This window comes from Bacteroides sp. 3_1_23 (genome assembly GCF_000162555.1).
Taxonomy (GTDB): domain Bacteria; phylum Bacteroidota; class Bacteroidia; order Bacteroidales; family Bacteroidaceae; genus Bacteroides; species Bacteroides ovatus.
Genome location: NZ_GG774953.1, coordinates 27,257 through 41,146, shown reverse-complemented (window position 1 = coordinate 41,146; position 13,890 = coordinate 27,257). Strand labels below are relative to the sequence as shown.

11 protein-coding genes and 1 pseudogene are annotated in these 13,890 nt (G+C 42.1%); 6 read left to right on the top strand and 6 right to left on the bottom strand.

From position 1 onward, the window contains the following. Window positions 1-168: 168 nt before the first annotated feature. A complete protein-coding gene (locus HMPREF9010_RS09320; protein ID WP_004296239.1) occupies window positions 169-1,842 on the bottom strand; it encodes a nucleoside kinase in 1,674 nt (557 codons plus the stop codon). An 82-nt stretch (window positions 1,843-1,924) separates the two neighbouring features. On the opposite strand from HMPREF9010_RS09320, the gene HMPREF9010_RS09325 reads away from it, so the two are divergent. Continuing rightward, window positions 1,925-3,622, top strand: a complete 1,698-nt coding sequence (locus tag HMPREF9010_RS09325; protein ID WP_004296240.1) for a Na/Pi cotransporter family protein — start codon at window positions 1,925-1,927, stop codon at window positions 3,620-3,622. 89 nt (window positions 3,623-3,711) lie between these two features. Here HMPREF9010_RS09325 and HMPREF9010_RS09330 read toward each other — a convergent pair whose 3' ends face one another. Together HMPREF9010_RS09330 and rd are read right to left on the bottom strand one after the other, a co-directional pair. Further along, the gene (locus tag HMPREF9010_RS09330) at window positions 3,712-4,434 is read right to left on the bottom strand and encodes a hypothetical protein (protein WP_022200092.1); all 723 of its coding nucleotides are present in this window, start codon (window positions 4,432-4,434) and stop codon (window positions 3,712-3,714) included. A gap of 115 nt (window positions 4,435-4,549) precedes the next feature. Next, on the bottom strand, window positions 4,550-4,714 hold the full coding sequence (rd, locus tag HMPREF9010_RS0124555) for a rubredoxin (RefSeq protein WP_004306971.1): 165 nt from the start codon (window positions 4,712-4,714) through the stop codon (window positions 4,550-4,552). A gap of 222 nt (window positions 4,715-4,936) precedes the next feature. On the opposite strand from rd, the pseudogene HMPREF9010_RS0124550 reads away from it, so the two are divergent. The 5 genes and pseudogenes from HMPREF9010_RS0124550 (at window position 4,937) to HMPREF9010_RS09350 (ending at window position 11,362) form a co-directional block, all read left to right on the top strand. Beyond that, window positions 4,937-6,113: pseudogene (locus HMPREF9010_RS0124550) on the top strand (sensor histidine kinase). 90 nt (window positions 6,114-6,203) lie between these two features. Further along, window positions 6,204-8,909: a calcium-translocating P-type ATPase, PMCA-type gene (locus HMPREF9010_RS09335; protein ID WP_004311947.1), complete on the top strand. Its 2,706-nt coding sequence runs from the start codon at window positions 6,204-6,206 to the stop codon at window positions 8,907-8,909. Continuing rightward, window positions 8,899-9,522: an HAD family hydrolase gene (locus HMPREF9010_RS09340; RefSeq protein WP_004296245.1), complete on the top strand. Its 624-nt coding sequence runs from the start codon at window positions 8,899-8,901 to the stop codon at window positions 9,520-9,522. Before HMPREF9010_RS09335 ends, HMPREF9010_RS09340 begins: the two co-directional genes overlap by 11 nt. 10 nt (window positions 9,523-9,532) lie before the next feature. Then, on the top strand, window positions 9,533-10,480 hold the full coding sequence (locus HMPREF9010_RS09345; protein ID WP_004311946.1) for a bifunctional riboflavin kinase/FAD synthetase: 948 nt from the start codon (window positions 9,533-9,535) through the stop codon (window positions 10,478-10,480). A 102-nt stretch (window positions 10,481-10,582) separates the two neighbouring features. Beyond that, window positions 10,583-11,362, top strand: coding sequence for a CPBP family intramembrane glutamic endopeptidase (locus HMPREF9010_RS09350; RefSeq protein WP_004311945.1), 780 nt, complete (start codon window positions 10,583-10,585; stop codon window positions 11,360-11,362). 13 nt (window positions 11,363-11,375) lie between these two features. On the opposite strand, the gene HMPREF9010_RS09355 is transcribed toward HMPREF9010_RS09350, so the two are convergent. From HMPREF9010_RS09355 to HMPREF9010_RS09365, 3 genes are all read right to left on the bottom strand, one after another. Next, window positions 11,376-11,801 (bottom strand): SufE family protein, encoded by a 426-nt coding sequence (locus HMPREF9010_RS09355; RefSeq protein WP_004296248.1) that lies wholly within the window; start codon window positions 11,799-11,801, stop codon window positions 11,376-11,378. 109 nt (window positions 11,802-11,910) lie between these two features. Then, window positions 11,911-12,906 (bottom strand): M20 family metallopeptidase, encoded by a 996-nt coding sequence (locus HMPREF9010_RS09360; protein WP_004311944.1) that lies wholly within the window; start codon window positions 12,904-12,906, stop codon window positions 11,911-11,913. Between the two features lie 70 nt (window positions 12,907-12,976). After that, window positions 12,977-13,885 (bottom strand): LD-carboxypeptidase, encoded by a 909-nt coding sequence (locus HMPREF9010_RS09365; RefSeq protein WP_004296250.1) that lies wholly within the window; start codon window positions 13,883-13,885, stop codon window positions 12,977-12,979. Between the last annotated feature and the right edge of the window lie 5 nt (window positions 13,886-13,890).

Below are 13,890 nucleotides of genomic sequence, written 5' to 3'. Positions count from 1 at the left end.
TTAAAGGTTCAATATTTTAAAGTTTTGCATAACAACCATAACATTCTTTCCCTAAATATCACTCAAATATTGTTTATTTTTGTGTTCCCTTGCTTCACTACAACAAAAGGTTTATTTGTATTTTCTGCAAAGGAAACACAATTCACGAATATATCCTAATTTTTCTGCTTAATATTTAAAGCTGCTTCCTCCTAAAAATTCACGCAACAAAGAAGTAGGCGGAATTTCTTTATCCTGTACCGGAACAAAATATTTGATAAACTTCAACAATCGGTAGGCTTCACAATATTCAGGACAGTTACGCGGAACACCCATCAGAATAGGCTCAGCGTGTAAACGAAGTACGGCAAACTCAAAAAGTAGCGCTGAATTAAACATGACATCAGCATTTTCCTGATAAGGGAATATCCATTTGTCTTCACCGGCACGTACACTAGGCCAGCGTGATATGGTTTCACGTGCAGAATATCCCCGATAATTAAAGTCGCGGATGATGCGACGCAACAAACGGTTGTCAGTAGTTGGAATCCAGTTATGGTCATCCAACGAAATAGTAGTCAATGCTGAAACATAAATCTTGAATTTCCGTTCGGCTGGTATATGCGGTGTCAGTTCCGGATTTAAGGCATGAATACCTTCCAGAATCAGAATTGTATTATCTTCTATTTTCAGTTTATCACCTTTATATTCCTTTTTGCCAAGAGAGAAATTAAAACGTGGCAATTCCACCTCCTCGCCACGAAGAAGCGCCTGCAGCTGTTGATTAAACAATTCCAGATCGAGCGCATAAAGTGATTCATAATCATAGTTTCCGTTTTCATCCAAAGGGGTTTCTTCACGGTCTACGAAATAATTATCCAAAGAGATCGGGAATGGCTTCAAGCCATTTGTCATCAGCTGAATAGAAAGCCGTTTGCTGAATGTTGTCTTTCCCGAAGAAGACGGGCCGGCAATCAATACCAGTTTTACCCGGTTACCGTTCTCGCCACGATGGAAGATAGTATCGGCTATCTGCGCTATCTTTTTCTCCTGCAATGCTTCCGCCACATTAATCAAGTCAGTGGCATGTCCTTCTTCACAGGCAAGATTAAAATCTCCGGCATTATTAAGCCCCATGATATAACTCCAATTCAGATATTCCTTAAAAACATCCAGCATCTTCTCCTGCTTCACAACTTCTTCGAGCATACTTGGGTTTTCACGACTCGGAATCCGGAGTAGCAACCCATCATAATACTTCACGATATCGAACAATTTAAGATATCCGGTGCTGGGAAGCAGATTACCATAATAATAATCAATTGTATCACCCAATGTATAATAATAGGTATAAAGAGAACCGGAAGTTTCAAGTAATCTCACTTTATCATTCATCCCCCGCTCGCTGAAAACCCGTACCGCTTCCGCCGTATGACATTCAATGCGGTGATAAGGAATATTTTCCGCAATGATCTCCTGCATCCGTTGCTTGATACGCGTCACATCTTCGAGTTCAATGGGGCGTCCAATCCGCAAATTGCAGAAATAACCTTTTGAAACAGGATGTTCCACAAACAATTTTCCCTCGGGAAAGAGTTCCGTGACAGCCTTAAACAAGACAAAACAAAGCGAACGGACATAAGTACGCATACCGGACTGATCTCTCACATCCAGAAACTCTACATCCTTATTATTATATACTCTGAAATTAAGTCCCTCGGAGCGATTATTGACCTTGGCACTCACTACTTGATAAGGAAAATTAAGATTAAAACCGTAATAAATATCCAAAAGTGAGCTTCCGATAGGGAATTCTTTGGAATTATTGTTATTTTTGCAACATATTTGTAACATCTGTTTCATCGAGTTCGTTAAAAGGTGAATAATTTGGGACTAATATACTTATAATCAGATTGAGAACAAATAACCATTAAAAATATTATAGATGGAATATTCTTTTTATGATTTTTTAAAGCTCATAGGCTCATTGGGACTCTTCCTCTACGGAATGAAAATCATGAGCGAGGGCTTACAAAAGGTCGCGGGTGATAGATTGCGAAGTATTCTAACGGCAATGACCACCAACCGGGTAACGGGAGTTCTAACAGGAGTGTTGATTACAGCCCTTATCCAGTCTTCTTCAGCAACGACGGTGATGGTCGTTAGTTTCGTGAATGCCGGGTTACTTACACTTGCCGAATCCATCAGCGTTATTATGGGTGCCAACATCGGTACTACTGTAACTGCTTGGATCATTTCAATTTTCGGATTTAAGGTCGATATGGCTGCTTTCGCTCTTCCCCTCTTAGCCATTGCCCTCCCGCTCATCTTTTCTGGAAAAAGCAACCGCAAGTCCATCGGTGAATTCATTTTTGGTTTTTCTTTCCTTTTCATGGGGCTCTCTTATCTGAAAGCAAACGCCCCCGACCTGAATGCCAATCCGGAAATGCTTGCCTTCGTACAGAACTACACGGATATGGGATTCTTTTCCATTATTCTGTTCTTGCTCATCGGTACAATATTGACCATGATTGTGCAAGCCTCTGCAGCTACCATGGCAATCACATTAATTATGTGTGCCAACGGCTGGATCAGCCTGGAACTGGGAGCAGCACTCGTATTGGGAGAAAACATCGGAACGACTATCACGGCCAATCTTGCCGCACTTACAGCCAACACACAGGCTAAGCGGGCAGCATTGGCCCATTTTGTTTTTAACGTGTTTGGGGTCATTTGGGTATTGATTGTCTTCCATCCTTTCATGGATCTAGTAAACTGGGTAGTAGACACCTTCTTTCAAAGCAGTAATCCAGAGGTTGCTATTTCCTACAAGCTATCTGCTTTCCACTCTATCTTCAATATCTGTAACGTATGTATCTTGATATGGGCTGTAAAACTGATTGAACGTACCGTATGCGCTTTAATCCACCCCAAAGAAGAGGACGAAGAACCTCGCCTGCGGTTTATCACTGGTGGTATGCTTTCCACTGCTGAACTTTCCATCCTTCAGGCACGTAAGGAAATCCATCTTTTCGCAGAACGTACCCACCGGATGTTCGGCATGGTGCAGGATCTGTTGCATACGGAAAAGGATGACGATTTCAATAAGCTGTTCAGCCGGATAGAGAAATATGAAAATATCAGCGACAATATGGAACTTGAAATAGCCAACTACCTGAATCAGGTATCCGAAGGCCGTTTGAGTTCTGAAAGTAAGTTACAGATACGCGCCATGTTGCGTGAAGTGACAGAAATTGAAAGTATTGGCGACAGCTGCTATAATCTGGCACGTACCATCAACCGGAAACGTCAGACTAATCAAGACTTTACCGAGAAACAATATGAGCATATTCATTTCATGATGAAGCTGACTAACGATGCACTTGCCCAAATGATTGTGGTAGTAGAAAAACCGGAGCATCAGAGCATTGACATCAACAAATCCTTCAACATTGAAAACGAAATTAATAATTATCGTAATCAACTGAAGAATCAGAATATTCTGGATGTGAACAACAAAGAATATGATTATCAGATGGGAGTTTACTACATGGATATTATCGCCGAGTGCGAGAAACTTGGCGACTACGTAGTGAATGTAGTAGAAGCCAGCAGTGATGTGAAAGAGAAAAGAGCTTCTTAACAGATAAAATAAAGAATAAAAAAGGAGAATCAGTAGTATCAATACATACCTGATTCTCCTTTTTATATCTAATAGTATCTTTTATAAAATCAATTATATACGTATGATTCAGCCAAACGCCAGAACAATGTAGATTCCGGAACAGTAGTTGTACGAAGCACTTTTGCAGTCCCGCCTTCTGAGGCCGGATTTATATTGGCAAAAATATTCCATCCCTTATTAAAAGAGCAGTTACTATAATAGTATGATTTGTCACTGCCTGTCAATGTAAAAGAACGGTCGGCATACTGATAACTCACCAATGTAGCTTTTCCGGCAGAAGACCCTTTACCCGACCAGTTGGAAATAGCAATTCGCCCCACCCTTTTATTTCCATTAAAAACAAAGAAATCTCCTAACGTCGCCACAAGAGCGTCCGCATCATCTGAGGTTCCGGTCCAGTAACCACCCATACCATTACGCCGGTCTACTGTCTGAAGCTTTTCCGAAGGAAAACTAGTGGGAAGTGTCATTACTATTTGCCCGTTCTCATAAGGAAAGCTAAGAGTCTCAATCACTTGCCAATCAACACCCGTCACTTTCACCTCAACCCGGTCAAATGTGAAGTCCGCAGGTATATTCTGTATATCTTTTACTACAAGCGTGCTATAATCCGGAACATCCAGAGCAGGAGGTTGCTCTTCATTCTCATCGTCGCTACAACCAGCCATCAAAAGGCTGAATATCAATAATACAAAGATTACAGGGTATGATAGATACCTTAGATCGGTTATGACGGTTGCTCTATTATACATAACTTCCGATTTTTGCATCAAAGATATCACATTTATAATCAGCAGAATAATTTCCAACCATAAAAATAAAAAATGACCGGGTATATATTTATACACCCAGTCATTCTCCTCTTAATAATTCTCTCTCTTGGTTTTATCCTTCGTACGGTTCAAAGTCTTCTTTTCCGACTCCACATAATGGACAAGTCCAATCATCAGGAATATCTTCAAATGCTGTTCCTGGTTCAATTCCACTTTCCGGATCTCCTTGTTCGGGGTCGTAAATATATTCACAGACCGTGCAAATGTACTTTTTCATAACGTTCGTATTTTTAATTGGTTTTCTAAATAATATAACACAAATAGCAAGATATTTGTTCAACACTATTTTTAAACTAAAGAAAAAAACTATCTTTGTAGTCATATTATCAAGCTAAAACAACAATATTATACTATGCTTATAGCACTATTGTCTACCTTAATAGTTTTATGCGCAGTCCTACTAATCAGTTTTTTATTGGAACGTAGGAAATGTCTGCGGATGCAACAACGATTGTTCCGTGAATCCAGAAAGTTGGAACGCACCAGCCATATTGCCGGCGCCATCTTGAAAAATGTGCATGCCTTTATCCTATTAATAGACAATGATTTCAAGGTACTGAAGACTAACTATTACCAAAAAACCGGAACCAGAAAAGGAACAGAAGAGAAAAGAGTGGGCGACTTGTTGCAATGTCGCAATGCATTGGCAGCCGAAGGAGGTTGCGGCACACATAGTTTCTGCGGCTCTTGCCCGATACGTACCGCCATACGACAAGCCTTCGAACAGAGACGAAACTTCACGGATCTTGAAGCCACTTTATCCATAGTTACATCTGATAATACTACCGTGGAATGTGATGCAGTAATATCCGGTTCTTACTTCCTTCTGAATGAAGAAGAGAACATGGTAATCACCGTACACGATGTTACCCGCCGAAAACAAGCTGAAAAGGAGTTACGGCTAGCCAAAGAAAAAGCAGAAAAAGCCGATATTTCAAAATCTGCCTTTTTAGCCAACATGAGCCATGAAATCCGTACCCCTCTCAATGCTATTACCGGATTTGCAGAGGTATTAGGCAGTGCAACTACAGAAGAGGAAAAGGCCCAATATCAAGAAATCATAAAAATGAATGCCGACCTCCTGATGCAACTGGTCAACGACATTCTCGATATGTCAAAAATCGAAGCCGGAACATTGGAATTTGTGCAGACAACAGTTGACTGTCAATCAGTTACTTTCAGATTTACAACAACTTTTTCAAATGAGAGTCGATGACGCCGGAGGAAATATACAAATTATAGCGGAATCATCCCGTTCTTCCTGCATGATTCAAACAGATCGGAACCGGGTGGCACAAGTGCTTTCAAACTTTGCCGGCAACGCCATTAAGTTCACCCATAAAGGTAGCATCCGCCTCGGCTATGAAACTAGAGATACCGAGCTTTACTTTTATGTCAAGGATACCGGAACCGGAATTCCAGCAGAGAAATTACCGGATGTATTCGAGCGTTTCGTGAAACTGAATAAAGATAAAAAAGGAGCCGGACTGGGACTTTCCATATCTCAAACTATTGTCGCCAAACTTGGCGGTCAAATCGGAGCGGATTCCGTAGAAGGTGAAGGCTCTACATTCTGGTTTACAATTCCTTATCGGTCATGTGGTAAACCACGCTAACAAATTCGACTTCATAAAAAGTTTTAATTAAACATTCTATCACAATTTTATGTTGTATTTTTGCGGTTCAAACTAAACGCATGTATCTGCATGAGTACAAATAAAAATGACTATTATCATTTAGGACTTACTGATGACGAAGTCCTACAAAGCAGGGAGAAAAATGGTATTAACCTGTTAACGCCCCCCAAGCGTCCTTCTCTCTGGAAACTTTATCTGGAAAAATTTGAAGACCCGGTTGTCCGTGTATTATTAGTAGCAGCCGCTTTCTCATTAATTATCTCCATCATCGAAAACGAATATGCCGAAACAATCGGAATCATAGCCGCTATCTTATTGGCTACCGGAATCGGTTTCTTCTTCGAATATGATGCCAGTAAGAAGTTCGATCTGCTGAATGCAGTCAATGAAGAAACTCTGGTAAAAGTGGTCCGAAACGGACGCGTACAGGAAATCCCTCGTAAAGACATAGTGGTAGGTGATATCGTCATTCTGGAAACAGGTGAAGAAATTCCCGCTGATGGAGAGTTGCTGGAAGCTATTTCTCTGCAAGTGAACGAATCCAATCTGACGGGAGAGCCTGTTATTAATAAAACTACTGTAGAAGCTGATTTTGATGAAGAAGCGACTTATGCCTCCAATCTGGTGATGCGTGGCACTACAGTGGTGGATGGACATGGTACCATGCGCGTGCTGCATGTGGGAGATGCTACTGAAATCGGAAAAGTAGCCCGGCAGAGTACAGAGGATAACCTCGAACCCACCCCGCTGAACATACAGCTCACCAAACTCGCAAATCTAATCGGAAAGATAGGTTTCACCGTTGCCGGTCTGGCTTTCCTTATTTTCTTCGTGAAGGATGTAGTGCTATATTTTGATTTCGGTTCGCTGAACGGATGGCATGAGTGGCTTCCGGTTTTCGAACGGACACTGAAATATTTTATGATGGCAGTTACGCTGATTGTAGTAGCTGTGCCTGAAGGATTGCCAATGAGTGTCACGCTTAGTCTGGCATTGAACATGCGTCGTATGCTTTCCACCAACAATCTGGTGCGGAAAATGCATGCTTGCGAAACAATGGGAGCCATCACCGTGATTTGTACGGATAAAACCGGTACACTGACTCAAAATCTGATGCAAGTGCACGAACCCAATTTCTATGGTATAAAAAATGGCAGTGACTTGTCTGATGACGATATTAGCGCACTTATCGCAGAAGGAATCAGCGCCAATTCAACAGCTTTCCTTGAAGAATCAACCAATGGAGAAAAACCCAAAGGCGTAGGAAATCCAACCGAAGTGGCTTTATTACTCTGGCTAAACAAACAGGGAAGAGATTACCTGCAACTCCGCGAACAAGCTCATGTTCTCGATCAACTCACCTTCTCTACCGAACGGAAATTCATGGCAACTCTTGTTGAATCTCCATTGATCGGCAAAAAAATACTTTATATAAAAGGAGCTCCTGAAATTGTTTTGGGTAAGTGTAAAGAAGTTGTTCTGGATGGACGGCAAGTGGATGCGGTAGAGTATCGTTCTACAGTGGAAGCACAACTGTTGAACTATCAGAATATGGCTATGCGTACACTTGGATTTGCATTCAAGATTGTCGGAGAAAATGAACCGAACGATTGCACGGAACTAGTTTCAGCCAACGACCTCAATTTCTTGGGAGTAGTTGCCATCTCCGACCCGATTCGTCCGGATGTACCTGCTGCGGTTGCAAAATGTCAGTCTGCAGGTATCGGCATCAAGATCGTGACCGGTGACACTCCGGGAACTGCCACAGAAATCGCACGCCAGATAGGTCTTTGGAACCCTGAAACTGATACGGAACGAAATCGAATCACCGGTGTCGCATTTGCCGAATTGAGCGATGAAGAAGCACTGGACAGAGTGATGGACTTAAAAATCATGTCCCGCGCCCGTCCGACAGACAAACAACGTCTGGTACAACTGCTTCAACAAAAAGGAGCAGTGGTAGCTGTAACCGGAGACGGAACGAATGACGCTCCGGCTTTGAATCATGCCCAAGTAGGTTTATCGATGGGTACAGGTACTTCTGTAGCCAAAGAGGCTAGTGATATTACATTGCTCGACGACTCTTTCAACAGTATCGGAACCGCTGTTATGTGGGGACGTTCACTGTATAAGAATATCCAGCGTTTCATCGTTTTCCAGCTAACGATTAACTTTGTGGCATTGCTTATCGTTCTGCTAGGCTCCGTAATCGGTACGGAACTTCCGCTGACTGTAACACAAATGTTATGGGTGAACCTGATTATGGATACTTTTGCCGCTTTGGCTCTTGCCTCTATTCCACCCAGCGAAACGGTGATGCTTGAGAAACCTCGTCGCAGTACCGATTTTATTATCAGTAAGGCAATGCGGTCTAATATAATAGGTGTGGGCTCTATCTTCCTCATCGTATTGCTCGGAATGATTTATTATTTCGACCACAGTACGCAAGGAATGAATGTACACAACCTGACTATTTTCTTCACCTTCTTTGTCATGCTGCAATTCTGGAATCTGTTCAATGCCCGTGTATTCGGTACTACCGATTCGGCATTCAAGGGACTTTCCAAATCGTATGGGATGGAGCTTATTGTACTGGCTATTCTTGCCGGACAATTCCTCATCGTACAATTCGGTGGAGCCGTATTCCGCACGGAACCGCTCGACTGGCAAACCTGGCTTCTTATTATAGGCGTTTCGTCCACGGTGTTATGGGTTGGAGAACTTGTTCGCCTTGTTCAACGTATTATTCACAAAAAAGACAGAAATGAAAAGTAAAGGAATAAAAAACCTTCTTATTGATTTGGGTGGTGTACTTATCAATCTCGACCGCCAACGTTGCATTGAGCACTTTCAGAAGTTAGGGCTCCAAAACGTGGATGCATTGCTGGATATCCAGAACCAGGACGGACTCCTGATGCAACAGGAAAAAGGATTGATAACACCTGCCGAATTCCGTGACGGAGTTCGTAAAATGATAGGCAAAGCAGTTAGCGACAAACAAATAGATGCAGCCTGGAATAGTTTCCTGGTAGATATACCCACACAAAAACTGGATTTATTATTAAAATTACGTGAGAAATATGTCGTCTATTTATTGAGCAATACCAACCAAATTCATTGGGAATGGACATGTGCTCATTTGTTTCCTTACCGCACCTTTAAGGTGGAAGATTATTTTGAAAAAACGTACCTCTCTTTTGAAATGAAAATGGCCAAGCCCGAACCGGAGATATTCAAGGCAATCATAGAGGATGCCGGTATCGAGCCGAAAGAAACGCTTTTTATTGATGACTCTGAAATGAACTGTAAGACAGCCCAAAATTTAGGAATTTCTACCTATACAGCGAAAGTAGGCGAAGACTGGAGCCATCTTTTCAACCTCAAATAATTTTAGAGATATGCAGATTATACGTGACACATCGGCAATTACCCCGGAACCCTGCGTAGCTACCATCGGTTTCTTTGATGGAGTACATGCAGGACATCGCTATCTGATTCAGCAAGTGAAAGAGATAGCCGCCGCCAAAGGTCTACGCTCTGCATTGGTTACTTTTCCCGTTCATCCCCGAAAAGTGATGAATGTGGAGTATCATCCGGAACTTCTGACTACCCCCGAAGAAAAAATAAGTCTGCTTGCAGACATCGGGGTAGACTACTGCCTGATGCTTGATTTCACTCCGGAAATTTCCCGGCTCACTGCCCGGGAGTTTATGACACAGTTGCTAAAAGAGCGTTATCAGGTAAAATACCTGGTTATCGGCTATGACCATCGTTTCGGACATAACCGCAGCGAAGGTTTCGAGGATTATGTACGTTATGGAAAAGAAATTGGCATAGAAGTAATTCGCGCCAAAGCGTATACCAGCAATATAGAAATAGGGAACGAACCCAACATTCCGGTGAGCTCTTCCCTGATCCGCAAACTTCTTCATGAAGGAGAAGTTAGCCTGGCCGCCCATTGTCTGAAATATGAATATTTCCTTGACGGGATCGTAGTAGGCGGCTATCAGGTAGGCAGAAAGATAGGTTTCCCAACGGCCAATTTACGGGTGGATGATCCCGATAAACTGATTCCTGCCGATGGCGTATATGCCGTATGGGTAACATTTGACGGGAAAACGTATATGGGGATGCTGAATATAGGTGTCCGCCCGACGATTGACAATGGTCCGAACCGGACGATTGAGGTGAATATCCTCCACTTCCATTCTGACATATATGATAAATTCATCCGGCTTACTTTTGTTAAACGGACACGTCCCGAACTGAAATTCTCCAGTATCGACGAGTTAATAACACAGCTCCATAAGGATGCTGAAGAGACAGAAACAATTCTTAAAAAATAGATTCTTATGCAAAAGTCATTTATGAGCATCTCTTTGGTGGTAATAGCTATATCCATGTTAGCTATGTTTATCTATAGTTTCTTTACCACTAAATAAAAAACCATGAAAACGGCTATCAAATTAGTATTAATAGACCTTCTCATTGCACAGATTGTCGCCCCTATCCTGATTATGATTCCCTGTACGATCTATTTGTTCGTCACCACGGGAAATCTGGATAAAGTCACTCTGACGCAAATGATTATGATCCCGGCACAACTAGCCGGACAGATTATGATGGGTATTTATCTATGGAAAGCCGGTTATATCAGTAAAAAGAAGACAACATGGTCACCCGTATCAGCTCCATTCCTAATTTGTAGCGGACTAGCTATTCTCACCGGTGGTTTTCTGGTATCCGCACTGATGGGACTGCTAGACTGGATACCCAACATCATGGAGCAATCTTTCGACATTCTCCAATCCGGTTGGGGCGGTATTCTTGCAATAGCTATCATCGGTCCTGTACTTGAAGAACTGTTGTTCCGCGGAGCCATTACCAAAGCTTTGCTGCAACAATACAACCCGACGAAAGGCATCCTCATTTCAGCACTTCTATTCGGTGTCTTTCACATCAATCCGGCCCAGATACTTCCGGCATTTCTGATTGGTATCCTGCTGGCATGGACATACTATAAAACCGGCAGTCTGATTCCCTGTATACTCATGCATATATTGAATAACTCCTTAGCAGTATATCTTAGTATCAAATACCCCGAAGCAGAAAATATGGACGACCTGATTAACGGTACCCCGTATCTCATCGTCCTATTCGGGTCAATCCTCCTGTTTATCGGTATCATACTGACCATGAACCACCTGACTTCCCAAAAGCAGCAATAAAAAAGGGAAGTTTTTACTTCCCCTCTTTCGCTTTGAATGCTAATGCATACATTCGTATTTGTTTTACCATCGACAGCAAACCGTTGCTACGCGTTGGCGATAGATGCTCTTTCAGTCCGATCTTGTCTATAAAATAAAGATCTGCATTTAAGATTTCATCAGGAGTATGTCCGGAAAAGACTTTAATCAACAAGGCAATAATCCCCTTTACAATCAAAGCATCGCTTTCTGCTTTAAAAACGATTTTACCATCCACATCATCCGCTTGAAGCCATACCCTGCTCTGGCATCCTTCAATCAGATTTTGTTCCGTCTTATATTTTTCTTCAAGTGGTTCCTGCTCATTCCCCAGATCAATAAGTAATTGATAACGGTCCATCCAATCGTCGAAGTCACTGAATTCCGCAATCACTTCATCTTGTAGTTCATTAATTGACATTATAGTAATTATTTAATTAGACAATATACCAATGTGCGAATAGCAGATGCCGTATTTAAAACCGGCATATCAATCTATCAACACCTTATTATATTATTTCTCAATTCTATTATTTCTCATTATAAATCACTTCCAATACCGTCTGACCGACTGCTTTCAACGTATTCTTATCAATATGTTCCATATTGTCATTGACAGTATGCCATGTCGGGGTAAAATCACCTTCCTGATTGTAGGGAATGATATCGATCGTTTTAATACGTGCCAGACGATTTATGAACAGATGGTCGTCTGTTACAAATCCTCCGTTTCCATCCATGAAAGTCTTTCCGTAACCCGCTTTCTTTGCCGCTTTCCAAACCTTCTTATTTATGTCCGGAGCAAATTCTTCCGAATACCCTTCTTTCATAAACACACTGCCTTCACCTCCTACCATATCGAGCAGGATACCAAAACGTGCATTATATCCTTGTACATGAGGATTACGTGCCCAATACTGCGATCCCAGACACCAGAATTCCTCCTTATGCTTTCCTGTATAAAACTGTGGCGCACCGTAGTCCTCTGCATCCAACAGAATGATATCAATCCCCAATTCCGGTTGTTGCTGATTGACCAGACGAGCTATTTCGAGCAAAGCTCCTACCCCACTGGCACCATCATTTGCACCCAGAATCGGAGTTTTATGGTTCTTCTCGTCAGGATCGTTATCAGCCCATGGGCGTGTATCCCAATGTGCAAACAAAGCGATTCTCTTTTTACTTTCCGGCTTATAAGAACCGATAATGTTTCTCGCTTTCAACAACGTACCGTCATAAGCAATCAAATCAGCATATTGATTAGTCACTTGAGCACCGAAAGCCTCTAATTGACTGGCAAGGTAATTGCCACAGGCAACATGTTCTTTAGTGTTAGGAACACGAGGTCCGAAATCTACCTGATTCTTTACATACAAATAAGCACTATCCGCATCAAACTGAGGTACATTCACAACTGTCTTTTCGTCTTGTTCACTCGTACTATTTGCCTTGTTACCTCCACCGCAAGAGAATGCTGATAATAACAAAAAGGCACTCATTAATACTATCATAGTTTTCTTTTTCATCGTCCTTTTATCTATTAAAGCCTCAAAATTAGTCATTTTCACCACAGCATCGTTCAGATGGAATGGATTATTAACATATAAACTTTAGTTCCACATTTTTCTTTCCCACCACAAGCTCTACTTTTGCACCGTTGATAAGCGGGAGATTATGAGTCACATGCCCCACCGGGAAATTGAAACAGACGGGATAATCATACTCTTTTACTAAATCTGCCAAAGCAGCATACAGTTCCTTGCCCAACGAACAGTCCTCTTCATATTCTGTAAATTGACCGATAATCAATCCGGACAGTTTTTCTAACACGCCCCCCAGTTTCAAATTATACATCATACGTTCGATGGCATGCGGACGTTCGCTAACATCTTCAATAAACAGTATAGTGCCTTCCGCCGGAATATCATAAGGAGTGCCACGCAAACCGTAGGCTACCGCCATGTTACCGCCATGCAAAACGCCTTGTGCCGTCCCCTGCTTGTTCAGTTTATGCTTCTCGCACATGTAAGAAGGAATATTTCCCAATAGAATATCCTTCAGATAGTTCGCACAAAGATCGTCTTCCGGTTCCACCGTAAGATGACGTGCCATCAATGAATGAAGGGAAGCATATCCATTTTTCTGAAACAGATTGTGCAAAGCGGTTATATCGCTAAAGCCCAGTAACCATTTCGGATGTTCACAAAAGGCCGTAAAATCAATTTTATCGATCAAATGTACCGCCCCGTACCCTCCACGGCTGCAAAGAATAGCCTTCACTTTAGGGTCGTCCATCGCATCCTGCAAATCTTTCAGCCGCTGCTTGATTGTCCCGGCATATCTTCCGGATGAACTTCCGGCATGCTTTCCTATAGCCACTTTCAAGCCCCATGATTCCATCCGTTTCTTGGCTCCTTTTAGGAATTGTTGGTCTATCTTACTCGAAGGTGATACAATAACCACTTTATCACCTTTCTGCAAAAAGGGAGGAAATTGAATATCCATATATG

Excerpts from the sequence above, each read along its gene's own strand:
- HMPREF9010_RS09355 (WP_004296248.1), bottom strand. The coding sequence starts at position 11,801 with ATGTCAATTAATGAACTACAAGATGAAGTGATTGCGGAATTCAGTGAC.
- HMPREF9010_RS09320 (WP_004296239.1), bottom strand. The coding sequence starts at position 1,842 with ATGAAACAGATGTTACAAATATGTTGCAAAAATAACAATAATTCCAAA.
- HMPREF9010_RS09365 (WP_004296250.1), bottom strand. The coding sequence starts at position 13,885 with ATGGATATTCAATTTCCTCCCTTTTTGCAGAAAGGTGATAAAGTGGTT.
- HMPREF9010_RS09340 (WP_004296245.1), top strand. The coding sequence starts at position 8,899 with ATGAAAAGTAAAGGAATAAAAAACCTTCTTATTGATTTGGGTGGTGTA.
- HMPREF9010_RS09325 (WP_004296240.1), top strand. The coding sequence starts at position 1,925 with ATGGAATATTCTTTTTATGATTTTTTAAAGCTCATAGGCTCATTGGGA.
- HMPREF9010_RS09330 (WP_022200092.1), bottom strand. The coding sequence starts at position 4,434 with ATGCAAAAATCGGAAGTTATGTATAATAGAGCAACCGTCATAACCGAT.
- HMPREF9010_RS09350 (WP_004311945.1), top strand. The coding sequence starts at position 10,583 with ATGAAAACGGCTATCAAATTAGTATTAATAGACCTTCTCATTGCACAG.
- HMPREF9010_RS09345 (WP_004311946.1), top strand. The coding sequence starts at position 9,533 with ATGCAGATTATACGTGACACATCGGCAATTACCCCGGAACCCTGCGTA.
- rd (WP_004306971.1), bottom strand. The coding sequence starts at position 4,714 with ATGAAAAAGTACATTTGCACGGTCTGTGAATATATTTACGACCCCGAA.
- HMPREF9010_RS09335 (WP_004311947.1), top strand. The coding sequence starts at position 6,204 with ATGAGTACAAATAAAAATGACTATTATCATTTAGGACTTACTGATGAC.
- HMPREF9010_RS09360 (WP_004311944.1), bottom strand. The coding sequence starts at position 12,906 with ATGAAAAAGAAAACTATGATAGTATTAATGAGTGCCTTTTTGTTATTA.